Source organism: Protaetiibacter larvae (assembly GCF_008365275.1).
Taxonomy (GTDB): domain Bacteria; phylum Actinomycetota; class Actinomycetes; order Actinomycetales; family Microbacteriaceae; genus Homoserinibacter; species Homoserinibacter larvae.
This window is the reverse complement of sequence record NZ_CP043504.1, coordinates 494,670-518,128: the sequence shown is the minus strand read 5'-3', so window position 1 is coordinate 518,128 and position 23,459 is coordinate 494,670. Positions and strand designations below refer to the sequence as shown.

The window sequence follows — 23,459 nt, the reverse complement described above, 5'->3', positions numbered from 1 at the left end:
CCTCGGCGGGCCGTTTCCCTTTAAGCCGCGGCGCGCGAAACAACGGCGCAACATCCCGGGAATAGGCTCCCGCCATGGGCGACCTGTTCGAGGGCTACGGCGCCGTCGCGACGCGGCGAAAAGGCTCTCCGCCGTGGGATGAGATGTTCGCCTCGGCGGATGCCGCGCGCGATCCGTATCGCGAGATCCACGCGGCCCTCGCCCGCATGACGCAGGACGAGCTGCGCGGTCGCACCGAGGCGCTCGCCAACTCCTACCTCGCCCAGGGCGTCACCTTCGACTTCGCCGGCGAGGAGCGTCCGTTCCCGTTGGATGCCGTGCCGCGCGTCATCGAGCAGGCCGAATGGGCGGGCGTCGAGGCGGGGGTGAAGCAGCGGGTGAAGGCGCTCGAGGCCTTCCTCTCGGACGTCTACGGCACCCAGCGGGCCGTGCTCGACGGGGTGATCCCGGCGGGACTCATCAGCTCGTCCAGCCACTTCCACCGGGAGGCCGCGGGGATCGAACCGGCGAACGGCGTGCGCATCCAGGTGTCGGGCATCGACCTCATCCGCGACGAGGCGGGCACCTGGCGGGTGCTCGAGGACAACGTGCGGGTGCCGAGCGGCGTCTCGTATGTGATCTCGAACCGTCGCGTCATGGCGCAGACGCTGCCCGAGCTGTTCGTCTCGATGCGCGTGCGTCCGGTCGGCGACTACCCGCAGCGGCTGCTGGGGGCGCTGCGGGCTTCGGCGCCGGAGGGGGTCGAGGACCCGACCGTCGTCGTGCTCACCCCCGGCGTCTACAACTCGGCGTACTTCGAGCACACCCTGCTCGCGCGGCTCATGGGGGTCGAGCTCGTGGAGGGGCGCGACCTGTTCTGCTCCGGCGGCAGGGTGTACATGCGCACCACCGCCGGACCCACCCGCGTGGATGTCATCTACCGCCGCGTCGACGACGAGTTCCTCGACCCGCTGCAGTTCCGTGCCGACTCGATGCTGGGCTCGCCGGGCCTCATGCTCGCCGCGCGTCTCGGCAACGTGACGATCGCGAACGCGATCGGCAACGGTGTGGCCGACGACAAGCTCGTCTACACCTACCTGCCCGACCTCATCCGCTACTACCTCTCCGAGGAGCCGCTGCTGCCCAACGTGCAGACCTGGCGGCTCGAGGAGGCCGGGGCGCTCGAGGAGGTGCTCGACCGGCTCGACGAACTCGTCGTGAAGCCCGTCGACGGATCGGGCGGCAAGGGGCTCGTGGTGGGCCCGGACGCCTCGCGCGAGGAGCTCGACCAGCTGCGCACCCGCCTGCAGCGCGATCCCCGCGGCTGGATCGCGCAGCCCGTCGTGCAGCTGTCGACCATCCCCACCCTCGTCGACGACGGACTGCGCCCCCGGCATGCCGACCTGCGACCCTTCGCGGTCAACGACGGATCGGACATCTGGGTGCTGCCGGGCGGGCTCACCCGGGTGGCGCTGCCCGAAGGCCAGCTGGTGGTGAACAGCTCGCAGGGCGGCGGGTCGAAGGACACCTGGATCGTCGGCAGCGATCCGCTGTTCTCGCACGACCACAACATCCAGGGCCTCGTGGCGGAGCAGGCGGCGGTCACCTCGAGCATCCCGGTGCTCGGCGAGCGCCACATCCAGGACCACAACCCGCAGGACGCCCCGCGGCACGACCAGCAGCAACAGCAGCAACAACTCGCCGTTCATGGCGCGGCTGGAGCCGCGACCACGGGGCGGGGGAAACGCCTCCCGCCGCCGGGTCGTAGCTCCAGCCGCGCCATGACTCCCGGAGGGGAGGCATGATGCTCAGCCGCATCGCCGAGAGCCTGTTCTGGATCGGGCGGTACATCGAGCGCAGTGACGGCACCGCGCGCATCCTCGACGTGCATCTGCAGCTGCTGCTCGAGGACCCGTGGATCGAGGAGAACCTCGCCTGCCGCTCGCTGCTGAGCGTGATGGGCGCGGAGGCGCCCCCGGATGTCGAGATCGCCCGGGCGGACGTGCTCGCGAGTCTCGCGGTCGACCGCAACCAGCCGGCCTCGATCGCGTACTCGCTCGCCGCCGCGCGCGAGAACGCCCGCCGCGCCCGCGAGGTGGTCTCGACCGAGCTGTGGGAGGTGCTCAACACCACCCGCGCCCGGATGCCGCGCAAGGTCGCGAGCGACAAGGTGCACGAGTTCTTCGGCTGGGTGCGCGAACGCGCGGCGCTCGCGGTGGGCATCATCGAGTCGGCGACGAGCCGCGACGAGGCGTACAGCTTCTTCACCCTCGGCCGCTCCATCGAGCGCGCCGACATGACGGCGCGCCTGCTCGCCACCCGCTCGCTCACCGAGGCGTCCGGTCCCAGCTGGACCACCATCCTGCGCTCGGTGGGCGCCTACGAGGCCTACCTGCGCACCTACCGCGGCGTGCCGAGCGCGCGCAACGCGGCCGAGTTCCTGCTGCTGGACCGCCTCTTCCCGCGCAGCATCCTGTTCTCGGTCACCCGCGCCGAGCAGTGCCTGCGTGAGATCGAACCGCGGTCGGATCGCGTGGGCGTCTCCGACCACGCCCAGCGCCTGCTCGGCCAGATCCGCTCCGAGCTCGAGTACCGCCCGATCGCCGACATCATCGACGACCTGCCCCGCCACATGGACAACGTGCAGCTCGCCACGAGCGCCGCATCCGAGGCGATCCGGCAGCGGTACTTCCCGACCAACGCCGCCCCGAGCTGGGCGGGGGAGAGCACATGAACCGCCTGCGCATCCGTCACGTGACCGGCTTCCATTACGAGGGCGAGGCGACCGCCTCGTACAACGAGGCCCGGATGCTGCCGGTCACGGGCGACGGGCAGCTCGTGCTCTACTCCAACCTCGACATCTCCCCTATGTCGAGCACCCACAGCTACGTCGACTACTGGGGCACGCGCGTCTCGAGCTTCGAGATCCTGAACCCGCACCACGAGCTCTCGCTCACCGCCACGAGCCTCATCGAGGTGCGGCCCCGCGACCATGTCGAGCGCGGGCTCAGCAAGGCGGAGCTCGCCGCGGAGACGGCGCGCGCCACCGAGTACGTCGAGCAGCTCGTGCAGACCCCGCGCACCCGGCCGCCGCAGGAGGTGGTCGAGCTCGCGCAGGCGATCGCGGCCGAGCACGACGACCCGTGCACGGCGGCTCGTGCGATCTGCACCGCGATCGGCGAGCGCATCGAGTACATGCCGGGCATCACGGGGGTGCACACGACCGCCGCCGAGGCGTGGGATCACCGCAAGGGCGTCTGCCAGGACATCACCCACCTCGCTCTCGGCGCGCTGCGCTCGGTGGGGATCGCGGCCCGCTACGTCTCCGGGTACCTGCATCCGCGTCCGGATGCCGACATCGGGGTCACGGTGGCGGGGGAGTCGCACGCCTGGGTGGAGTGGTACTGCGGGCAGTGGCACGGCTTCGACCCGACCAACCAGATCGACATCGGCGACCGGCACGTGATCGTCGGCCGCGGCCGCGACTACAACGACGTCGCCCCCTTGCGGGGCGTCTACGCGGGCCCGTCGAGCTCGAAGCTGTTCGTCGCGGTGGAGATCACCCGGGAGGCGTGACGGCGGCGACGATCGCTTCGCCGTCGCGCGGGTCGGCGCCTTCGAGCAGGGTGTCGAGCGCGCGGTCAAACTCTCCTCGGTCGCTGCGCTCGCCCGGGAGCAGGCCCGCCGTGCGGCAGGCCGCCCACGCGGCGACGACCGCGGTCGAGCCCGCGGCGTCGCGTCCGGCTGCGCGCTCGGCGCGGATCACGGGCAGCACCCGCAGGCTCAGCTTGGTGACCGTGTCGACGGCGATCTGTGCGAGCGGATGCTCGATCCGCCGGTTCGCGAACCGCTCCTCGAGCGCGGCGCGGTAGGCGTCCGTGTCGGGGCTGCCGACGGTGCGGGCGGCTTCGTCCCAGAAGCGCTCGAGCGCCCGGCGGCAGTCACGGTCGGCGATCGCGTCGGCCACGGTCGCGAGCCCGCGCCGCAAGCCCTCGAAGGCGAGCACGAGGTGCCCGCCGTTGAGCACGAGCAGTTTGCGCTGGGTGTGGGCGCGGATGTCGCCGACGAAGCGCGCCCCTGCCGCATCCCAGGCGGGGTGCCCGGAGGGGAACTCGCCCGAGAGGGTCCAGTCGGCGAACGGCTCGGTGACCGCGGGGGCCTCGTCGCGCCATCCGGTGGCCTCGGCGATCGCCTCGAGGTCGGCCTCGGTGGTGCGCGGGGTGATGCGGTCGACGCTCGTGTTGACGAAGGACGCGGCCTGCAGCGCGCCCGTGCGCCCCGTCTCGGAGGCGAGCACGGCGAGGGCGGCCGCGAGCCGGGCGCCGTTGTCGGGCAGGTTGTCGCACGACACGATCGCGATCGGCTCCACGCCGTCCGTCCGTCGGTCGGCGAGGCCGAGCAGCAGGCGCGCGAGCGGTGTCAGGAGCGCGTCGAAGCGGCCGCCGCGCAGCGCCTCCACGTCGTGGGCGATCTCGACGTCGGCGAGGTCGAGCACACCGTCGGGCCGCAGGTGGTAGCCGGCCTCGGTGATGGTGAGGGTCGCGACCGCGGTGGACGGGGCGGCCACGAGCTCGCGCAGTCGATCGGTGCGGGTGGCCGGGTGCACCTCGACGATGCTCCCGATGTGCTCGAAGCGGTCGGCCTCGGGTCCGCGCTCGACGAGCGTGTACACGCCGTCCTGGGGGGCCAGCCGCCGGGCGACGGCGTCGGTGCGTGCCGTGAAGGCGGCGATGCCCCAGTCGGCGGCGTCGGGGGCGCGGCTCGTGTACCAGGCCTGGTGGGCGCGGTGGAACGCGCCGACGCCGAGGTGCACGATTCGGGCGGGTGCGGCCTCGAGCGGCTCGCCCGCGCGGGCGAGGGCGGCCCGGGTGAGCCGCGGGACCGGTTCGCTCATGCGCCCGCTCCGGATCCCGTCACGCCGAACCGGGCGCCGAGCCATGCGGCCTGGCGGGTCCAGTGCAGCCCTTCGCCGCCTTCGTGGCCGTTCCACGGGTAGTCGATCAGCTCGTGCTCTCCCGCCCAGTGGTTGTGGGCGGCGTACACGCCGGAGGGCGGCGCGATGGTGTCGAAGTGCCCGCAGCCGAACAGCGCGGGTGCGGTGGCGCGTTTCGCGAGGTTCACGCCGTCGATGTACGACAGCGTCCGGAACACCTGCTCGGTCGCCTCGCGCTGCACCGAGAGATAGCGGGCGATCTCGGCGTGCGGATCCTCGCCGGTGAGCCCGATCACCCGTTGCACGTCGCACAGCACGGGGGCGGTGGGCAGTGCCGCGGCGACGAACTCGGACAGTCCGGCGGCGGCGATCGCGATGAGCCCGCCCTGACTGTTGCCCGTGACGGCGATGCGCGCGGCGTCGACCTCCGGGATGGCGCGGATCGCGTCGACGGCGCGCACGGCATCCACGAAGACCCGCCGGTAGTAGTACGCGGCCGGGTCCTCGATGCCGCGCGTGAGGTAGCCGGGGGTCGCGGGGCCGGCGCCGTGCGGGTCCGGGGTCGCGCCGCCGGTGCCCCACTGGCCGCCCTGCCCGCGGGTGTCGACGATGAGCTGCGCGTATCCCGCCGTCGGCCAGTGCAGACGCTCGTGGGGAAGCCCGCGTCCACGCCCGTAGCCCACGAACTCGACGACCGCCGGCAGCGGGCGCGGGATGCCGCGGGGCAGCACGAGCCAGGCGCGCACGGGGTCGCCGGCGAAGCCCGGGAAGGTCACGTCGAACACCTCGGCGGTCAGAAGCGGGCCTGGCGACGGGGTGCGGATGACGTCGCCGCCGGCCGCGCGCGCGGCGTCGATGCCCGCGCGCCAGAACGCGTCGAAGTCGTCGGGTTCGGCGACGTCGGGCGTGTAGGCGCGGAGCTGTTCCGCAGGGAGATCGAAGCGGGGCACGCGCGGTCTGGTTCCTCTCCTGGCGCGCTCACAACGATGGGGGCGCGGGTCGACAGTGATCAAGACGATACAATGAAAACGTTGACATTCCCAGATTCGGGAATTACGGTCAACATGTATCGCCCGAAGTCGCGAAAGTTTCGGGGTTTCGGACGGCCCGCTGAGGGGCAGACGCAAGGGAGCGCATGTCGGTCAACAACGTGATCGCCGAGGTGGATGAGGCCCGCCCGGACGACGACGTGACGCCGCCCCGTCGGCGCGCCGTGCGCGCCACCCCGAGCTGGCGCAAGGTGCTCAAGAACGACTGGCGGCTCTACTCGCTGCTCGTGCTGCCGATCGTGTTCCTGCTGGTCTTCCGCTACCTGCCGATGGCGGGGAACATCATCGCCTTCCGCCGCTACCGCGCGGGCGGCAGCCTGTTCGGCGACGAATGGGTCGGCTTCCACTACATCCAGATGTTCATCAGCGACCCGACGTTCTGGAAGGTGTTCTTCAACACCCTCATCCTGGGCGGGCTCACCCTCATCGTCGTCTTCCCGCTGCCGATCATCCTCGCGCTCATGTTCAACGAACTGCGCTCGCGGGCCTTCAAGCGCATCGCGCAGTCGATCTCGTACCTGCCGCACTTCATGTCGGTCGTCATCGTCGCGGGCGTCGTGCTGCAGGTCACCGCCTCCCGCGGCACCATCAACCAGATCATCGAAGGCTTCGGCGGCGACGCGGTGCCCTTCATGCAGCTGCCTGAGTGGTTCCGCACCATCTACGTGGGCTCCGAGATCTGGCAGACCGTCGGATGGGGCACCATCCTCTACCTCGCGGCGCTCACCACGATCGACCCGCAGCTCTACGAGGCGGCCCGCATCGACGGCGCCAACCGCTGGCAGCAGGTGTGGCACGTCACCCTCCCGGGCCTCGCCCCCACGATCGTCGTCCTGCTCATCCTCAACATCGGCACCTTCATGGCGGTCGGTTTCGAAAAGGTGCTGCTCCTGTACAACCCCCTGCTGTATCCCACCGCCGACGTCATCTCCACCTACCTGTACCGCGTCGGCCTCGGCACGGGGCAGTTCTCCTACGCGACCGCGATCGGGCTGTTCGAGGCGATCATCGGCCTCGTGCTGATCCTGTCGGCCAACGCGATCTCGCGCCGAGTGGTGGGGACGAGCCTGTGGTGATCGGCATCGGCACCACCGAGACGGAGCGACCGGGCGCGCAGCCGCTCGTCACGACGAGCATCCGCACCCACAGCGACCGGGCCCTCGACCGCCTGTTCCGCCCGCGGCGCGTCGGCGGCATCGCGGACTCCCGCAGCTACACCGTGTTCCGCGTGATCAACGCGGTCGCGATCATCGTGATCTGCTTCGTGACGCTGTACCCCTTCATCAACATGATCGCGATCGCGTTCAGCTCGGAGGGCTACATCACCGCCGGGCAGGTGAACCTCATCCCGCTCGGCTTCAACGTCACGACCTTCAAGCTCGTGCTCGCGGACGGCATGTTCTGGCGCAATTACGCCAACACCGTCGTCTACACCGTCGTCGCGACCGCCATCGCGATGGTGATGACGACGAGCTTCGCCTACGCGCTCTCCAAGAAGCGGCTCAAGGCGCGCCCCTTCTTCGTGGGGATCGCGGTCTTCACGATGTTCTTCAGCGGCGGCATCATCCCGCACTACGTGCTCATCAGCTCGCTCGGCTGGCGCAACACGATCTGGGCGATCGTCATCCCGAACGCGATCAGCATCTTCAACCTGCTCGTCATGAAGTCCTTCTTCGAGAACTTCCCCGAAGACCTCGAGGAGGCCGCCTCCATCGACGGGCTCACGACCTACGGCACCCTCCTGCGGATCGTGCTGCCGCTCAGCAAGGCCGTGCTCGCCACGATGATCCTCTTCTACGCGGTGTCGTTCTGGAACTCGTGGTTCTCCGCCTACCTGTACATGAGCAAACCGGAGCTCAACCCGGTGACCGTGTATCTGCGCAACCTGCTCGCCTCCGCCACCACGCCCGACGGCGCGGCAGGCAGCGACGAGGGTCTCCAGATCGCCGCAAGCGCCAAGGCGGTGACGATGCTGCTCACCGTGCTGCCCATCGTGACCCTCTACCCCTTCGTCCAGCGCTACTTCGTGTCGGGCGTGATGCTCGGCTCGATCAAGGCCTGAACGCTCCACCCATCCACCCGCCCATCAGAGAGAAAAGGAACCACTCCATGGCACAGCACCCCGACGCGACGATGCGTCCGCGGCTCCGGAAGCGACGCTCAGCCGTCGCGATCGCCGCCGGCGTCGTCACCTTCGGTCTCGTCCTGACCGGATGCACCGACGCATCCGACCCGGACGGCGAGGGCTCGTTCGACTTCAGCGGCAAGGAGGTGGGTGCCATGAGCGACTTCACGGTCGGCACCACCTTCAAGGCCACCGAGCCGGTCGAGTTCTCGATGCTCTACCGCGACCACGAGGCCTACCCGCTCAAGGAGGACTGGCCGATCCTGACCGCCCTCGACGCGAACCAGAACGTCTCGTTCGATTTCGAGGTCAAGCCGCGCTCCGACTGGGCGCAGGCGCGCTCGACCGTGATCGCCGCAGGCGAGTCGCCCGAGATCGTGACCGTCAGCTACCCGGGCGAGGAGACGCAGTTCGTCGCCGGCGGGGCGCTGCTGCCCGTGAGCGACTTCGTGCAGTACATGCCCAACTACCAGGACAAGGTCGAGAAGTGGGGCCTCCAGGGCGACCTCGACAACCTGCGCCAGGCCGACGGCAAGTACTACATCCTGCCGAGCTTCGCCGAGATCCTGCGTCCGCAGTACACCTACGCGGTGCGCGCGGACATCTTCACGGAGCTCGGCCTGAGCCTCGAGCCGAAGACCTTCGACGAGTTCGCCGAGGAGCTCGAGGCGGTCAAGAAGGCCTACCCCGACAAGTTCCCGATCTCGGACCGCTGGACCGACGCCGACCCGCTGGGCGCGACGCTCAACTTCGCGGCTCCCAGCTTCGGCACCAACGCGGGCTGGGGCTACGGCGACGGCACCTGGTGGAACGGCTCGGAGTTCGTCTACACCGGCGCGACCGACGAGTACAAGAACCTCATCTCGTACTACGCGGGCCTCGTCTCCGACGGCCTCATGGATCCGGCGAGCGTCGGCCAGTCCGACGACCAGGCCAAGGCCAAGTTCGCCAACAGCGAGTCGTTCGTCATCGCGACCAACGACCAGGAGATCCTCACGCTGCGCAGCGCGCTCACCGAGGTCGGCAACACGGACGCGGAGGTCGCCATGATCCGCGTTCCCGGCGGCCCCGCGGGCGAGAACCTGCAGGCGGGCGGACGCCTCGGCGCCGGCATCCTGCTGTCGTCGAAGGCGGCGGAGAGCGAGCACTTCAAGGCTCTGCTCCAGTTCGTCGACTGGCTGTACTACTCCGACGAGGGCCTCGAGTTCGCCAAGTGGGGTGTCGAGGGCGAGCAGTTCACCAAGAGCGGCGACACCCGCACCTTCACGGCGGACTGGGACCGCAACGGGCTCAACCCCGGTGCCCCCAAGGCGCTCAACGTCGACGGTGGCTTCAGCAACGGCGTCTTCATGGGCACGGAGGGCTCGACGTCGGACCTGCTGCTGTCGATGGCGCGTGAGGAGACGGTCGACTTCATCAACGACATGGTGAGCACCAAGACGCAGCTGCCCTCGGCGCCTGCGGCCCCGCTGACCGACATCGAGCAGGAGCAGGCCTCGATCTGGCGCACCGCCCTCAAGGACCACGTCTGGCAGGCGACCGCCCAGTTCATCACGGGTCAGCGTCCGCTGAGCGAATGGGACGCCTACGTCTCCGAGCTCGAGGGCCTCAACCTGCAGCAGTACATCGACCTCGTGAACTCCGCCCAGAAGCGTCAGGCCGACGCCCTGGCCGGTGGCGGCGACGAGAAGTAACGTCGAACACGAGCACCACGAGTCCGGCCCCGCCCCTCTCCGGGGGCGGGGCCGGATCCCTGTTCATCGAGCGTCGACGCTCCCCCGGAAAGCGGTAGTCATGTTCACCCCCGTCCCCACCACCCCGATCGGCGTGCTGTCGGATGCCTGGCGCGCCTGCGTCGGAACCGGTCGGCTCAACCTCGCCCTGCGCAGCGACTACCGCGACTCGCTCGAGCGCGTGCAGCGCGAGATCGGATTCCGTCACCTGCGGGGGCACGGGCTGCTCTCCGACGACCTCGGCATCCATCGGCCCTACGAGTTCGAGGGCGTGCGCCGGGTGCGGCACGCCTTCGGCTACCTCGACCAGGTGGTCGACTCCTGGCTCGAGCTCGGCATCCGCCCCTTCCTCGAGCTCGGCTTCATGCCCTCGGGTCTCGCCTCGGGCGAGCAGACCGTGTTCTGGTGGAAGGGCAACGTCACCCCGCCCGCGGACGAGGAGGAGTGGGCCGCGCTCGTCGTCGCCGTCGTGCGCCACCTGATCGATCGCCACGGCATCGACGAGGTGCGCTCCTGGCCCATCGAGGTGTGGAACGAGCCCAACCTCGTGCACTTCTGGAAGGACGCCGACCAGGCCGCGTACTTCCGGCTCTACGAGCGCACCGCGCGCGCCCTCAAGGATCTGGACGCCTCGCTGCAGCTCGGCGGTCCCGCGATCTCGCCCGGCTCCGACGAGTGGTGGGCGCCGTTCGCCGAGTTCGTGACCTCCCGCGAGGTGCCGATCGACTTCGTGAGCCGCCACGCCTACAGCTCCGGGCCGTCCCAGCGCGTGCCGTTCGGGGTGTACCAGACCCTCGCCGAACCGCAGACGCTGCTCGACCAGTTCGCCGCCCCGCGCCGGCACCTCGCCGGAACCGGCCTCGAACGGCTGCCCGTGCACATCACCGAGTTCAACACCTCGTACCGCCCCGACAACCCCGTGCACGACACGGCCTACAACGCCGCCTACCTCGCCCCCGTGCTCGCGGGCGGCGGAGACCTCGTCGACTCGTTCTCGTACTGGACCTTCTGCGACGTGTTCGAGGAGGAGAACATCCCCACCTCGCCGTTCCACGGCGGCTTCGGCCTGCTCGGGCATCGCCAGCTCGCGAAGCCCACCTTCCACCTGTACGCGTTCATGGCCCGCCTCGGTGCCGAGGTGCTCGCGCGCGGCGCGGATCATCTCGTGACCCGCCACCCGGACGGACGCCTCGCGGTGCTCGCCTGGCAGCCGGTCGACGGCACCTCGGCGGGCGCCGAACGGCACACCGTGCGGCTCGCGCTGCCCGTCGGCGGCCCTGCGGTCTACGCGCACCGCCACCGGGTGAACGAGGACGACGGCAACGCCTGGACCGCCTGGCAGCAGCTGGGACGTCCGCACCATCCGACCGCGCGGCAGCTGGATCTGCTGCACGAGGCATCCCGGCCCGCCCTCGAGCACGGGGTGCTCCCGGCGGGCGGGGGCGTCGTGGAGCTCGAGCTGCACCTCGCGCGGCACGAGATCTGCCTCGTCGAGCTGGAGGGCGTGCGCGACGAGACCGAGCCGTGGATCGACGACGACCGGGTGCCGGGCTACGCGGGAGGATGGCGGGCGTGACCAATCAGGCCGGTTCCCCCGACCCGCGCGCCGGCATCCTCGGGCGTGTCACCGGGGTCGTCTACGCCCTGGTGCTCGTCGAGCTGGGCTTCCTGCTCGCGATGGCCCCCGGGTTCGCGGGGCTCGCGTTCCTCGAGCGGGACCTGCGCAACCTGCCGTTCTTCGCGCTCTGCCTCGTCCCCGTCGGACCCGCGTTCTCGGCAGCCCTCTACGCGCTGCACGCGAGCCGTCGGGCGGACGACATGGTGGTCTGGCCGCGCTTCTGGCGCGGCTGGGTGCGCGCCCTTCGCGACGTGCTGCCGCTGTGGATCCCGGCACTCCTCGCCGGCACGGTGCTCGCCTACAACGTGCTGCTCGGGCCGACGGTCGGCATCGAGTCGTTCCTCATCATCGGCTCCTGGATCGTGCTCGCGGCGCTCGTGCTGTGGACCGTGAACGTGCTCGTGATCGGCTCGCTCTTCAGCTTCCGGCTGCGGGACACGGCGCGGCTCGCGCTGTTCTACCTCGCCGCGCGTCCGCTCGTCACCCTCGGATCCGCCTCGCTCGCGGTGCTCGCCGCGGGCACCGCGTTCCTCACCGCCGAGTGGGTGCTCGCGCTCGCGGCGTCGCTCTTCGCGGCGGCCGTGCTGTTCACCCAGCGCCCGCTCATCGCCGACGTCTCCGACCGCTTCGTCGCGAACCCGGGCGCCTCGGGGGAGCCGCCGACGGCGCCCGCCGAGGGTTCCGCCGATCAGTAGATCGTGCGGCCCTTCGCGTCGGGAACGCCCGACTTGCGGAGGAAGTAGCTGTTGAGCTGGTCGCGCCATTCGCGCGCCGAGCGCAGCTGCTCGTCGAGTCGCTCGCTCACCCGCGCGAAGACGGCCTCCGGCACCCGACCCGCGATCGCGGCCCAGGCGTCCCGCTTCCGCTCCACCGCGGCGAGCCCCGCGAAGCGGGTGTCGTAGATGTGCTGGATGACGGTCGTGCCGTCGTGCAGCCGGTGGCCGTAGGGCACGTGGTGGAAGAACAGCAGCAGCTCGTCGGGGGTGGTCTCGGGGCGTTCGTAGGCGGTGCGCCACGGCTCGGGGTACTGCCCCGCGAATCCGGTGCCGGTCGCGACACTGCGGTCGACCCCGATGCCGTCGCGGTCGGCGAAGTGGTAGGTGCCCCACGGGGTGTACTCGTAGCCGTCGACATCCGGCCCGTAGTGGCTGCCGGGCCGCACCATGAAGCCGACGCCGAGCGGGGCCGTGTACGACTCGTAGACCCGCCAGGAGTCGTCCAGGATCTCGTGGATGGTCGCCCGGACGGTCTCGTCGGTGCCGAAGGTGAGGCCGATCCACTCGTCGAGGATCGCGAGCGGGTCGGCGTCCGGATCCCACGCGAGCCGCCCGTAGGCGTAGAGGTTCGCCTGGGCGAGCGGATGCCCGGTCCAGAACACGTCGTCGCCGACGTTCGACACGGCAGCCAGCCCGCCGCGCACGAGCGAGCCGAGCGCCGGACCCGCGTCGCCGAACGGCCGGAACCGCAGGATCTCGGCCCACTGCACCCCCAGGTACACGGCGTGCAGCTGGTGTCCGGTGTACTCCTGGGTGACCTGCAGCTCGAGTGCCTGGCGGGTGCGGTTGAGCCCGGAGAACAGCGGCGACACCGGCTCGCGGGTCTGGAAGTCCATCGGCCCGTACTTGATCTGCACGACGACGTTGTCGTCGAAGAGGCCGTCGAGCGGGGTGAAGTGGTCGTAGGCGGCGCGCGCCCGGTCGGTGCGGCGGTCGCGCCAGTCCTGGTGATGGTTGTAGACGAAGGCCCGCCAGTGCACCATTCCGCCGTGCGGGGCGAGCGCGCGCGCCAGCAGGTTGGCGCCGTCGGCGTGGGTGCGACCGTAGGCGAAGGGGCCGGGCTGCCCCTCGGAGTCGGCCTTCACGAGGTAGCCGCCGAAGTCGGGGATCGTCGCGTAGACGCGGTGCGTGGCCTCCGCCCACCAGCTCGCGACCCGCGCATCCAGCGGGTCGGAGGTGTCGAGACCGCCGAGCAGGATCGGGGAGGCGAAGGTGACCGAGAGGTGCAGTCGGATGCCCCACGGCCGGAACACCGCCGCGATCCGGGCCAGCTCGTCGAGGTCATCCGTGAGCAGCCGTGCCTCACGACGGTGCACGTTGACGTTGTTGACGGCCACCCGGTTGACGCCGATCGAGGCCAGCAGCCGCGCGTACTCGGCGACGCGCGAGAGCTCGTCGCGCACGCGGCCGTTCGCGAAGAAGATCGAGTCGCCCGCGTAGCCGCGCTCGATCTGCCCCATGACCTCGTGGCGGTCGACGTTGTCCCAGTGATCGAGCATCCGCACCGCGTGGGCGGGGCTGTGCGGGGTGTCGACGAGCGCGTCGTCGAGGGCCGCGGCGCCGAGTCGCACGAGCGCGAACCAGCCGTACAGCAGCCCGGCCGCGTCGCGCGCCGAGACGACCGTGACGCCGTCGCGACGCCCGATCGCGAACGACTCGGCCGCCTCGGGGGCGGAGGGCGCGGTGATGCCGGCCGCCTCGAGCGCGGTCGCGGTGCCGAGCACGACGTCCGGCGTCCCCTCGCTCACGGCGCCCGCGCTGCGGACCTCGCCGCGCACGGTGTCCGCGAGCGGCGCCTCGCCGACCACCGCGACCGTGCGTCCGGCCAGGTGCGCTGTGGCGCCGGCCGGCAACCACATCGGGTGGACCGCATCCGTGGCGTTCATCCGCTCACCAATCGTGGATCGTGCCGTCGGCGAGCCGCGCGAACGGCAGGTAGGCGCGCTCGTAGGGGAAGCGCTCCGCCGCATCCTCGTCGTACTCGACCCCCAGGCCGGGCTCCTCGCCGGGATGCAGCAGGCCGTCCGTGAAGGTGAACGAGGTGCGGAACACCTCCGAGGTGATCGGGTCGTGCTGCATGTACTCCTGGATGCCGAAGTTGTGGATCGCGAGGCTCAGGTGCGTGGCGGCCGCCATGCCGACCGGCGAGATGTCGGTGGGCCCGTGCATGCCGGACTTCACCTGATACTGCGCCGCGTAGTCGAGGATCCGGCGCAGGCCCGTGATGCCTCCCGCGTGCACGACCGAGCTGCGCACGTAGTCGATGAGCTGCTCGCGGATGATCGTCTGGTAGTCCCACACCGTGTTGAAGATCTCGCCGATGGCGAGGGGCGTCGTGGTGTGCTGCCGGACGAGCCGCAGCGCCTCCTGGTTCTCGGCCGGGGTCACGTCCTCGAGCCAGAACAGTCGGTACGGCTCGAGATCCGTGCCGAGCCGGGCCGCCTGGATGGGCGTGAGCCGGTGGTGGGCGTCGTGCAGCAGCGGCAGCTCGGCACCGAACTCGGCACGCACCGTCTCGAAGACGCCCGGGATGTGGCGCAGGTAGGCCTGGCTGTCCCAGTCCTCCTCGGCGGGCAGCGGGCCGCGCTTCGCGGGCTCGTAGCTGTAGCGGCCCGTGGGTGAGGGGGCGGACGACACCCCGTAGACGGTGCGCACGCCGGGCACCGAGGTCTGGATCCGGATGGCACGGAAGCCCTCCTCGATCCGCTGCCGCACCGAGTCGAGCAGCGCCGGCACGTCACGCCCGGAGGCGTGCGCGTAGGCGAGCACGCCCGAGCGGGAGGCGCCGCCGAGCAACTGGTAGAGCGGCATCCCGGCGAGCTTCGCCTTGATGTCCCAGAGCGCCACGTCGACCGCGGCGATCGCCGTCATCGTGACGGGGCCGCGCCGCCAGTACACGCTGCGGTACAGGAACTGCCAGGTGTCCTCGATGCGATGCGCGTCCTGCCCGAGCAGCAGCGGCACGATGTGGTCGCGCAGGGTGGCGGCCACGGCGAGCTCGCGACCGTTCAGGGTGGCGTCTCCGAGGCCGACAACGCCGTCGGCTGTCGTGATGCGCAGCGTCACGAAGTTGCGTCCGGGGCTCGTGACGAGCACGTCGACAGCGGTGATCGTCGTCGGTGACGGCATGGGGTTCCGATCTCACAGCCCGCGCGGGGCGGGGTAGCTCTCGAGAGGCAGACGATAGGCGAGGTCCACGGCGGCGTCGAGGGCCTCGTCGAGGTCGAGCCGGTGCTCCGCGACGAGCCGGGCGAGGTAGCCGGCGTCGACGCGGCGGGCGAGGTCGTGGCGCGCCGGGATGGAGCAGAAGGCGCGGGTGTCGTCGACGAAGCCGCTCAGGTTGCGCAACCCCGCGGTCTCGGTGGTGGCCTCCCGGAAGCGGCGCATGGCATCCGGTGCGTCGAGGAACCACCACGGCGCCCCGAGCCGCAGCGCCGGGTAGGCGCCGGCGAGCGGCGCGAGCTCGCGCGAGTAGCTGGTCTCATCGACCGTGAACACGATGAGGTGGAAGCCAGGATGGTGGCCGAACGCCTCGAGCACGGGGCGCAGCGCACGCGTGAACTCGGCGGCCACCGGGATGTCGTAGCCGATGTTGGGGCCGTGGGCGGCCGCGGCGCCGCGATCGTGGTCGCGCAGCACCCCCGGGTGCAGTTGCATGACGAGCCCGTCGTCGGCCGACATCGCCGCCATCTGGAAGAGCATGTGCGCCGTGAACGCCGCCGCGGCGTCGCTCGTGAGCCGCCCCTCGAGGGCGCGCTCGAAGAGCGCCCGTGCTTCGGCCTCGGGCAGCGGGGTCGTGTCGGCCGAGAGGTGCCCGTGGTCGCTCGCCCGGGCGCCCGCGCGGATGAAGGCGGCGCGCCGCTCGCGGAGGGCGTCGAGGTAGCCGTCGTAGCCGAAGGCGTCGACGCCGCTCGCCGCCGAGAGCGCGGCGAGTTCGCCGCGCCAGCCCACCGCGCCCGCCTCGAGCAGGGTGTCCGGGCGGAAGGTGGGCACCACGCGCCCCGCCCCGAAGGTGTCGGCGAGGGCGTGGTGGTCGGCGAGGGTCGAGGTGGCGGCGTCGGTCGTGGCGAGCAGCTCGATGCCGAAGCGCTCGAAGAGGGCGCGCGGACGGTATTCGGGCTGTGCGAGTCGCTCCGCGAGATGGTCGTAGAGGCGGTCGGCGGTCGCGGGGGAGGGCCAGACGGGCGCCTCGAAGACCTCGCTCAGCACGTGTTCGAGCCAGTAGCGGGTGGGGGTGCCGCGCAGGGCCGACCAGCCGGCGCAGAACCGGCGCCAGATCCGGCGGGGGTCGGTCTCCGCGTCGACGGCCGCGCCGCCCGCGACGCCGAGCTCGGCGGCCGTGCGCACTCCGCTGTCACGGATCGCGCCGGGCGAGCTCGCCTGAGACACCAGCATCCGCACCAGGTAGTGGTCGGGGGTGACCAGCAGGGCAGCCGGGTCGGGGAAGGGGGCGTCGGCGGCGAGGAGCGCCGCGTCGACGTGGCCGTGCATCGAGACGATCGGCAGCCCCTCGGTGGCGCCGAGCAGCTCGCGGGCGATCGCCCGCACGCCCGGATCGGCGGGGAGGGCGCGATCCCGGTGCAGGCTCGGCGCGCGCGGGATCGGGGGTTCGCCCACTATCCTCGTCGTTGCGGCATCGCTCACGATGTAAACGTTACTATCCCTGTGGCGACGGGGGCGGCATGAGTCGCGAAGCCGCTCGCGCGGAACCCGGATCAAGCAAGGCGGTCGAATCAACGTGGTGACTGTTCACGACGTCGCGGCGCGCTCCGGCGTGTCGATCGCGACCGTCTCCCGCACATTGCGATCACCCCACCGCGTCTCGGAGGAGACCCGCGACCGCGTGCTCGCCGCCGTGCAGGACCTCGGCTACCAGCCGAATCGAGCCGCCCGAGGGCTCCGCGGCGGCCGCACCGGCGTGATCGCGCTCGTCGTGCCCGACATCGAGAACCCGTACTTCTCCGCCCTCACGAAGGGCGCCCAGGCGAGCGCACGCGAGCGCGGCTACGGGCTCGTCGTCGTCGACACCACCGAGCGGGCCGATGTCGAGGCCGCCGAGATCCAGGCGGTCGGACCGCAGATCGACGGCATCATCCTCGCCTCCTCGCGGCTTCCCGACGATCAGCTCGCCCAGACCGCCGCAGCGACCACCTGCGTGCTCGTCAACCGCTACGACACGACCGACGGCTCGCTCACCCCCACGGTCACGATCGACGAGGCCGTCGGTGCGCACGCCGCGATCGCGCACCTCTACGAGCTCGGACACCGGCGACTGCTCTACGTCGGCGGCCCGGACCGCGCCTGGTCGCAGGCCCGACGCTCGAAGGCGATCCGGGAGGCCGTCGCGAGCTACCCCGACCTCGCCCTCGAGGAGCTCAGCGGCTTCTCGCCCGACGCGCAGGGCGGACGGAACGCCGCCGACGCCGCGCGGGCGGGCGGCGCCCAGGCGGTCATCGCCTACAACGACCTCGTCGCCCTCGGCCTCCTCGCCCGCTGGTCGGAGACCGGCATCCGCGTGCCCGACGACGTGAGCCTCGTCGGCTTCGACAACACCTACGTCGCCGAGCTGTCGTTCCCTCCGCTCACGAGTGTGGGCGCCGACCTGCGCGAGTTCGGCGAGACCGCGGTCACCCTGCTGCTCGAGCGCATCGATGCACCCGAGGGCGCGGCCGAGCGCCTCCGGGCCGACCCGGACGCCGTCGAGCAGCTGCACCGCGAGGTGCCGCCCCGGCTCGTCGTGCGCTCCTCCACCGCCGCCCCCGCGCGCTGAGCGGGCGGCGGGCCCGGCCGTCGGGCTGGCATAGGCTGAACCGGCCATGACCGAACCCGACGCGCCCGCATCCCCCGCGCGTCGCCGGTTCGTCGACCTGAGCCCGCTGCGCGAGCATCCGGTCTTCGCGCGCCTCTGGATCGGCACCTCCATCTCGGGGATCGGCACCTGGGTCACGACCGTCGCGGTCGGGCTGCAGCTTTTCGACATCACGGGCGACACCTTCGCGGTGGCGCTCGTCGGCGGAATCTCGCTCGTGCCGATGATCGTCGCGGGCATCTGGGGAGGGATGCTCGCCGACGCCTTCGATCGGCGGCGGGTGCTCATCCTCTCGAGCATCGTCGCGTGGCTCTCGATCCTCGGGATCGTCGCGCTCTCGGCTGCCGACTCGCTGCTCACCGGGCGGGCGCCGGTGTGGCCGTTCTACATCCTCACGACCCTCAACGCCGTCGCAGCGACCATCTCGAGCGCGACCCGCGCGTCGGTGACCCCGCGCATCCTCCCCGAGGCGATGGTGTCGCGCGCGAACGCCCTCAACGGCATCGCCTTCGGCCTGCAGCTCACGATCGGGCCGGCGCTCGCGGGGGTTCTCGTGGCGCTCATCGGCTTCCCGCTCACCTTCGCGGTCGACGCGGTGCTGTTCACCGCGGGGTTCCTCGGGGTGCTCGGGCTGCCCCGGCTGCCGCCGCTCACCCGCACGGCGAAGCCCGGATGGGAGTCGCTGCGCGACGGGGTGCGGTTCCTGCGGCACGCGCCCAACATCCGGATGAGCTTCATCGTCGACATCGTCGCGATGAGCCTGGGACGGCCGTACGTGCTGCTGCCGGCGATCGGCGCGAGTGTGATCGGCGGCGGCTCGGTCACCGTCGGGGTGCTCACGGCGGCGGCGGCCGTCGGCACCTTCCTCACCGGTCTGTTCAGCGGACCCGTCGCGCACGTGCACCGCTACGGCGTCGCGGTCGGCCGCGCGATCACCCTCTACGGCGTGTTCATCGCGTTGTTCGGGGCGGTGCTCGCCGGGATGGCCACCGGATGGTTCGGACCGGTCGGCGAGAGCTGGGATCAGGTGAACCTCGTCGCCCTGCTGCTCGCCGCGGTGGCGCTCGCGGGGTCGGGCGCCTCCGACGAGGTGAGCGCGATCTTCCGCTCCACGATGCTGCTGACCGCGGCACCCGACGAGATGCGCGGTCGGCTGCAGGGCATCTTCATCGTCGTCGTCACGGGCGGACCGCGGGTCGGCGACCTCGTCGCGGGCGGTCTCGCGGTGCTCACCGCCTTGTGGGTGCCGCCCGTCGTGGGCGGCCTCGCGATCGTCGCGATCATCGCGGTGCTGCTGCGCGTGCAGTCCACCTTCCGGCACTACGACGCCCGCGACCCCCGCCCGTAGCGCGTCCCCCCGGGCTGATTCCGCAACTCAGGAGATGTCGACGCCGCGGACCGGGCCGCGACCGAATCGCCACATTCTCCTGAGTTGCGGAAGTCGCGCGTCTCGCAACGCAGGAGATGCGTCGCGTTGCGGGGCGGATGCCGCCGCATCAGCCGGGAGCTCCTGAGTTGCGGAATCCGCCGGGAGCGGGCGGCGGCGCTCCGCCCAGGCCGCGAGCTCGGCCTCGACATCCCGGAGCGGGGTGATGACGGGCGGGCCTCCGAGCAGCTGACGGCGCGCCTCGATCACGCGGCGGTTGAAGTCCTCGAGCGCTGCGCGCACCTCCTCCGCGCGTATCAGGGTGTCGAGACGGGCGTCGAGCCCGGCGTCCTCGGCGCGCAGGGTGAACGCTGCGGGGCCGATGCCCCGCAGCTGTTCGCGTTCGATCTTGCGGCGGATCCACCAGTCGGGGTCGTGCACGCGCCCGTCGCCGATCCCGGGAAGCGGCTTGCCGGCCCCCGGCAGGTTCTCGAAGTCGCCGCGGCGCAGCGCCTGCTGCATCGCGATCTCGGCCGCCGCGACACGATCCGCGTCCGTCGGCGTGCGGGTGGGGGCGGCCTCCTCCGCGGGCTCCTCGCCGAGCTCCTCGCGACGGAAGCGCTCCAGCCGATAGCGCAGCGCGGCCCGGATCGCGTCGCCGTCGCTCATCCCGTCCACGCACCCAGTTTCACCCGCGGGCGTCGGCGCCGCTCGCCGAGATGTTGCGGATGAGCAGGATCAACCAGGTGAAGATGAGCGCGAAACCGACGATCTCCATCGCGGTCAGGTTGTAGATGCCGACGAAGAACAGCACGGTCGCGAACAGGATCACCGCGAGGAACACGTAGCCCGCGATCGTGAAGGTCAACGGCAACCCCGGCACGATCCAGCGGATGCCCACCACGAGACCGGCGAAGATCACCACCATGCCCGTCGCGAAGGTGTTGTGCACCCACTCCACCCAGCCCACCGGGAACACGCCGACGAGCGCGAGGAACACGCCGAGCGCGAGGAGCGCCCCGCGCAAGAGCCTGACGCGGCCCTGCTCCTTTCGCTCGTCGGTGTCCGTCGCCGCACGCGCGAGGTGTCCGCTCGCGAGCTCCGCGGCGAGATACACCGCGATCGCGGTGATGAGGGCGCCTGCCACGATGAGCGTGATGTTGAAGGTGGCCCCCGACCAGCCGCCGCCGATGCCGAGGGCGCTGATGTTGCTCTCCCACCAGTGCGGATCGGATGACGAGAGCATCGACGCCAGCACCCCGACCACGAGATAGACGGCGAGCACCGTCGCGATGCGCGTCGTCGTCATCCCGGCCGCCGAGAGGAAGCTCGCGTACGCTGCAAGCGCCGACGCGACCCCGATGATGAGAGCGGAGCTGAAGGCGTACACCTCGGCGCCGATGAAGGCGTCGGAGAGCACGATCGACATGCCGATCAGCAGATACAGCGCGATCGCGGCGTGGGCGATGCCGAGCGCCACGATGTTCACCACGAGCCGCCACACCGAGGTCTCGGGATGCGTGCGTCGTTTCGCGCCGGGCGCGGGCAGCAGGTACCCGACCACGAACGCGGCGGCGGCCAGCACCGCCGCGACGAGAGCGGTCACGATGCCGAGCGATCCCGGACCCGCGATGGGAAGCGAGCGGCCGGCGACGGCCACGAGGCCGGCGAGGAAGCCGAGGACCAGCGCGCCCGCGCCCACGAGAGTCGCCCGCGACTCGGTGGTGGCCGATGCGCCGATTCGGCTGACGAGGGCAACGGTACGAACAGGTGTCGTCATGACCACATTCTGCCCAGCTCAGCGCTGAGTCTCGACCTCCACGATCGCGATCTCCTGGGTGGCGGTGTCGCGATCGGCGGCCGAACCCGTCGAGAGGCGCAGCGGCCAGCGCTCCGCGCGATCCCAGTGCAGGCGGACCCCACGGGTGCGCAGGTAGTAGACGGCGGCGATCGCCGCCGCCACGAACCCGGATGCCGCCCCCACCGCGATCGCCCAGCGCGGGCCCGCGGCATCCGCGACGGCGCCGACGAGAGGGGCGCCGATCGGGGTGCCGCCCATGAAGATCGCCAGGTAGAGCGCCATCACGCGTCCGCGCATCGACGGCGCGGTCGTCGTCTGCACGTAGGCGTTGGCGGTGTTCATCATCGTGATGCCCGTGAAGCCGACGACGGCCAGCAGGGCGCCGAAGCTGAGCGGTTCGGGTGCGAGCCCGGCGGCGCCGAGCGAGAGGCCGAAGCCGGCGCTCGCGAGCGTGAGGGTGCGCAGCCGCGGGCGTTCACGCCGGGCCGCGAGCAGCGCGCCGGCGACGGATCCCACCGCGAGCACCGAGGACAGCCAGCCGAACTCCTGCGGTCCCTCCCCGAACTCGACGCGCGCCATGGTGGCGGTGTAGATGGGGAAGTTGTACCCGAGCGTCCCGGTGAGGAACACCATCGCGAACACGAGCAGGATGTCGGGCCGCCGCCGCACGTACCGGAACCCGGCCCGCATCTGCCCGCGCCCGCGCGCCTTCCGCCCGGCGGGGGTGAACTCGGCGGGCCGCAGCAGCCAGAGCGCCCCGAGCACGCTGAGGAAGCTCGCGGCGTTGATCAGGAACACCCACCCCGACCCGACGGCCGCGACGAGCACGCCGGCCACGGCGGGGCCGATGAGCCGCGCCCCGTTGAACGAGGCCGCGTTGAGGGCGACCGCGTTGGCGAGCATCGAGTCGTCGACGAGCTCGCCGACGAACGCCTGGCGGGCGGGCGCGTCGAACGCGGCCGCGACGCCGAGCCCGAGGGCGAAGCCGAACACCATCCACAACTCGACGACGCCGGTCAGGGTGATCGCGCCGAGGCCCAGGCCGAGCAGCAGCATCGCGCCCTGGGTGACGGCGAGCACCCGCCGCCGGTCGAAGCGGTCGGCGACCCATCCCGTGACGGGCAGCAGCAGCAACTGCGGCCCGAACTGCAGGGCCATGACGACGCCGACGGCGATCGCGTCGTTGTCGGTCAGTTCGGCCAGCACGAGCCAGTCCTGGGCGACGCGCTGCATCCAGGTGCCCACGTTGGAGACGAGCGCTCCCGCGAACCAGATCCGATAGTTCCGTGCCGCGAAGGAACGAAACATTGAAGTCACCCTTCTATTCTGTACCCTCCGGCCGCGCGCTGCCGAGGGGCGTTACGCTCGGGGACGACGAGGAGGTCGGATGGGTGAGATCGCGCGCACCGCGCACAGCTATGTCGACGCGGAGGGCGTGACGATCCACTACTACCGCTGGCAGGCGCCGACACCGCGGGGCGTGCTGCAGCTGCTGCACGGGGTGGGCGAGTACGCGACGCGCTACGAGCTCTTCGCGCAGGCGCTCGCGGCCGCCGGGTACACCGTCTACGCGGACGACCACCGCGGCCACGGCGCCACCGGACTCGGGCAGTGGGGTGGAGACCACTCCCGGCTCGGCAGGCTGGGGCCGGGCGGGGTGCGCGCCACGATCGCGGCGATCGAGCAGTTGAGCGAGCTCATCCGCGCCGAGAACCCCGGCGTCCCGCTCACGCTCTTCGGACACAGTCTCGGCTCGCTCTTCGCGCAGGACATCATCGCGCGGCACGCCGATCGCTACGACGCCGTCGTGCTCTCGGGCACCGCGTACCGCACTCTCCTGCACATGAACGGGGGCGACCTCAACGCGCGGCACGCGAAGCCCGGCGGCACAGGGCACGAGTGGCTCAGTCGCGACCCCGCGGTGTGGGCCGCGTTCGCCGCCGATCCGCTCACCTTCGACGCCAAGGTGCTCGCGCTTTTCGGCCTCGCCGACACGCTCCGGCTGCTCGGGACGCCGAAGAAGCTCGCCCGCGACCTGCCGATGCTCATCATGATCGGCGAAGAGGACCCGCTCGGCGGACCGAAGAGCGTCGAACGGCTCGCGACGGCGTATCGCACCCGCGGGGGGCTCTCGGATGTGACCCTGACGGTGTACCCGGGGGCGCGCCACGAGACCCTCAACGAGACGAACCAGACCGAGGTGCGGGCCGACGTGATCGCCTGGCTCGACGCGCACGTGGTGAGGCATACCTAAGTCGCGCGAACTAGGC

19 protein-coding genes are annotated in these 23,459 nt (G+C 71.2%); 11 read left to right on the top strand and 8 right to left on the bottom strand.

Translation table 11 applies throughout. The features are described from left to right. Nucleotides 1-74: 74 nt before the first annotated feature. From FLP23_RS02430 to FLP23_RS02420, 3 genes are read left to right on the top strand one after another with little or no spacing between them, the layout of a single operon-like run. Nucleotides 75-1,784 (top strand): circularly permuted type 2 ATP-grasp protein, encoded by a 1,710-nt coding sequence (locus FLP23_RS02430; RefSeq protein WP_149324399.1) that lies wholly within the window; start codon nt 75-77, stop codon nt 1,782-1,784. Continuing rightward, complete coding sequence (locus FLP23_RS02425; protein WP_149326156.1) at nt 1,784-2,713, top strand: alpha-E domain-containing protein; 930 nt, start codon at nt 1,784-1,786, stop codon at nt 2,711-2,713. The genes FLP23_RS02430 and FLP23_RS02425 overlap by 1 nt, the downstream gene beginning before the upstream one ends. Continuing rightward, nucleotides 2,710-3,555 (top strand): transglutaminase family protein, encoded by an 846-nt coding sequence (locus FLP23_RS02420; RefSeq protein WP_149324398.1) that lies wholly within the window; start codon nt 2,710-2,712, stop codon nt 3,553-3,555. Before FLP23_RS02425 ends, FLP23_RS02420 begins: the two co-directional genes overlap by 4 nt. Here the strand turns inward: FLP23_RS02420 and FLP23_RS02415 are convergent. After that, nucleotides 3,539-4,873, bottom strand: coding sequence for a mannitol dehydrogenase family protein (locus FLP23_RS02415; RefSeq protein WP_168200355.1), 1,335 nt, complete (start codon nt 4,871-4,873; stop codon nt 3,539-3,541). The two genes, FLP23_RS02420 and FLP23_RS02415, sit on opposite strands and share 17 nt — an antisense overlap. Beyond that, on the bottom strand, nt 4,870-5,862 hold the full coding sequence (locus FLP23_RS02410) for an acetylxylan esterase (RefSeq protein ID WP_149324396.1): 993 nt from the start codon (nt 5,860-5,862) through the stop codon (nt 4,870-4,872). The genes FLP23_RS02415 and FLP23_RS02410 overlap by 4 nt, the downstream gene beginning before the upstream one ends. Before the next feature lie 185 nt (nt 5,863-6,047). On the opposite strand from FLP23_RS02410, the gene FLP23_RS02405 reads away from it, so the two are divergent. The 5 genes from FLP23_RS02405 to FLP23_RS02385 all read left to right on the top strand — a co-directional run bounded on the left by FLP23_RS02405 (nt 6,048) and on the right by FLP23_RS02385 (nt 12,132). Then, entirely contained in the window at nt 6,048-7,037 is a 990-nt protein-coding gene (locus FLP23_RS02405; protein ID WP_149324395.1) for an ABC transporter permease, read from the top strand. A gap of 92 nt (nt 7,038-7,129) precedes the next feature. After that, a complete protein-coding gene (locus FLP23_RS02400; protein ID WP_246140087.1) occupies nt 7,130-8,023 on the top strand; it encodes a carbohydrate ABC transporter permease in 894 nt (297 codons plus the stop codon). 47 nt (nt 8,024-8,070) lie between these two features. After that, entirely contained in the window at nt 8,071-9,780 is a 1,710-nt protein-coding gene (locus tag FLP23_RS02395; RefSeq protein ID WP_246140031.1) for an ABC transporter substrate-binding protein, read from the top strand. 100 nt (nt 9,781-9,880) lie between these two features. Further along, nucleotides 9,881-11,395, top strand: a complete 1,515-nt coding sequence (locus tag FLP23_RS02390) for a GH39 family glycosyl hydrolase (RefSeq protein WP_149324394.1) — start codon at nt 9,881-9,883, stop codon at nt 11,393-11,395. After that, a complete protein-coding gene (locus tag FLP23_RS02385) occupies nt 11,392-12,132 on the top strand; it encodes a DUF624 domain-containing protein (RefSeq protein ID WP_149324393.1) in 741 nt (246 codons plus the stop codon). The genes FLP23_RS02390 and FLP23_RS02385 overlap by 4 nt, the downstream gene beginning before the upstream one ends. Here FLP23_RS02385 and FLP23_RS02380 read toward each other — a convergent pair. From FLP23_RS02380 to uxaC, 3 genes are read right to left on the bottom strand one after another with little or no spacing between them, the layout of a single operon-like run. Further along, nucleotides 12,126-14,099: an alpha-glucuronidase gene (locus FLP23_RS02380; RefSeq protein WP_149324392.1), complete on the bottom strand. Its 1,974-nt coding sequence runs from the start codon at nt 14,097-14,099 to the stop codon at nt 12,126-12,128. The two genes, FLP23_RS02385 and FLP23_RS02380, sit on opposite strands and share 7 nt — an antisense overlap. Nucleotides 14,100-14,103: 4 nt before the next feature. After that, complete coding sequence (gene manD, locus FLP23_RS02375) at nt 14,104-15,342, bottom strand: D-mannonate dehydratase ManD (RefSeq protein WP_149324391.1); 1,239 nt, start codon at nt 15,340-15,342, stop codon at nt 14,104-14,106. Nucleotides 15,343-15,354: 12 nt separating this feature from the next. Further along, nucleotides 15,355-16,857 (bottom strand): glucuronate isomerase, encoded by a 1,503-nt coding sequence (gene uxaC / locus FLP23_RS02370; RefSeq protein ID WP_246140030.1) that lies wholly within the window; start codon nt 16,855-16,857, stop codon nt 15,355-15,357. A 97-nt stretch (nt 16,858-16,954) separates the two neighbouring features. Between uxaC and FLP23_RS02365 the strand changes: the two genes are divergently transcribed. Both FLP23_RS02365 and FLP23_RS02360 read left to right on the top strand, forming a co-directional pair. Next, nucleotides 16,955-17,983, top strand: a complete 1,029-nt coding sequence (locus FLP23_RS02365) for a LacI family DNA-binding transcriptional regulator (RefSeq protein WP_246140029.1) — start codon at nt 16,955-16,957, stop codon at nt 17,981-17,983. Nucleotides 17,984-18,029: 46 nt separating this feature from the next. Next, nucleotides 18,030-19,370 (top strand): MFS transporter, encoded by a 1,341-nt coding sequence (locus FLP23_RS02360; RefSeq protein WP_149324389.1) that lies wholly within the window; start codon nt 18,030-18,032, stop codon nt 19,368-19,370. A 27-nt stretch (nt 19,371-19,397) separates the two neighbouring features. Here the strand turns inward: FLP23_RS02360 and FLP23_RS02355 are convergent, their stop codons facing one another. The 3 genes from FLP23_RS02355 to FLP23_RS02345 are packed head-to-tail and all read right to left on the bottom strand — an operon-like array spanning nt 19,398 to nt 22,497. Further along, complete coding sequence (locus tag FLP23_RS02355; protein WP_149326152.1) at nt 19,398-20,057, bottom strand: DnaJ family domain-containing protein; 660 nt, start codon at nt 20,055-20,057, stop codon at nt 19,398-19,400. Nucleotides 20,058-20,076: 19 nt separating this feature from the next. Further along, nucleotides 20,077-21,168, bottom strand: a complete 1,092-nt coding sequence (locus FLP23_RS02350) for a hypothetical protein (RefSeq protein ID WP_149324388.1) — start codon at nt 21,166-21,168, stop codon at nt 20,077-20,079. Nucleotides 21,169-21,186: 18 nt separating this feature from the next. Then, nucleotides 21,187-22,497: an MFS transporter gene (locus FLP23_RS02345; RefSeq protein WP_425468276.1), complete on the bottom strand. Its 1,311-nt coding sequence runs from the start codon at nt 22,495-22,497 to the stop codon at nt 21,187-21,189. Between the two features lie 79 nt (nt 22,498-22,576). Here FLP23_RS02345 and FLP23_RS02340 point away from each other — a divergent pair, with 79 nt between their 5' ends. Next, nucleotides 22,577-23,443, top strand: coding sequence for an alpha/beta hydrolase (locus tag FLP23_RS02340; RefSeq protein ID WP_149324386.1), 867 nt, complete (start codon nt 22,577-22,579; stop codon nt 23,441-23,443). The last annotated feature ends 16 nt before the right edge of the window (nt 23,444-23,459 follow it).

Excerpts from the sequence above, each read along its gene's own strand:
- FLP23_RS02430 (WP_149324399.1), top strand. The coding sequence starts at position 75 with ATGGGCGACCTGTTCGAGGGCTACGGCGCCGTCGCGACGCGGCGAAAA.
- FLP23_RS02425 (WP_149326156.1), top strand. The coding sequence starts at position 1,784 with ATGCTCAGCCGCATCGCCGAGAGCCTGTTCTGGATCGGGCGGTACATC.
- FLP23_RS02420 (WP_149324398.1), top strand. The coding sequence starts at position 2,710 with ATGAACCGCCTGCGCATCCGTCACGTGACCGGCTTCCATTACGAGGGC.
- FLP23_RS02415 (WP_168200355.1), bottom strand. The coding sequence starts at position 4,873 with ATGAGCGAACCGGTCCCGCGGCTCACCCGGGCCGCCCTCGCCCGCGCG.
- FLP23_RS02405 (WP_149324395.1), top strand. The coding sequence starts at position 6,048 with ATGTCGGTCAACAACGTGATCGCCGAGGTGGATGAGGCCCGCCCGGAC.
- FLP23_RS02395 (WP_246140031.1), top strand. The coding sequence starts at position 8,071 with ATGGCACAGCACCCCGACGCGACGATGCGTCCGCGGCTCCGGAAGCGA.
- FLP23_RS02390 (WP_149324394.1), top strand. The coding sequence starts at position 9,881 with ATGTTCACCCCCGTCCCCACCACCCCGATCGGCGTGCTGTCGGATGCC.
- FLP23_RS02380 (WP_149324392.1), bottom strand. The coding sequence starts at position 14,099 with ATGAACGCCACGGATGCGGTCCACCCGATGTGGTTGCCGGCCGGCGCC.
- manD (WP_149324391.1), bottom strand. The coding sequence starts at position 15,342 with ATGCCGTCACCGACGACGATCACCGCTGTCGACGTGCTCGTCACGAGC.
- FLP23_RS02360 (WP_149324389.1), top strand. The coding sequence starts at position 18,030 with ATGACCGAACCCGACGCGCCCGCATCCCCCGCGCGTCGCCGGTTCGTC.
- FLP23_RS02355 (WP_149326152.1), bottom strand. The coding sequence starts at position 20,057 with ATGAGCGACGGCGACGCGATCCGGGCCGCGCTGCGCTATCGGCTGGAG.
- FLP23_RS02350 (WP_149324388.1), bottom strand. The coding sequence starts at position 21,168 with ATGACGACACCTGTTCGTACCGTTGCCCTCGTCAGCCGAATCGGCGCA.
- FLP23_RS02345 (WP_425468276.1), bottom strand. The coding sequence starts at position 22,497 with ATGTTTCGTTCCTTCGCGGCACGGAACTATCGGATCTGGTTCGCGGGA.
- FLP23_RS02340 (WP_149324386.1), top strand. The coding sequence starts at position 22,577 with ATGGGTGAGATCGCGCGCACCGCGCACAGCTATGTCGACGCGGAGGGC.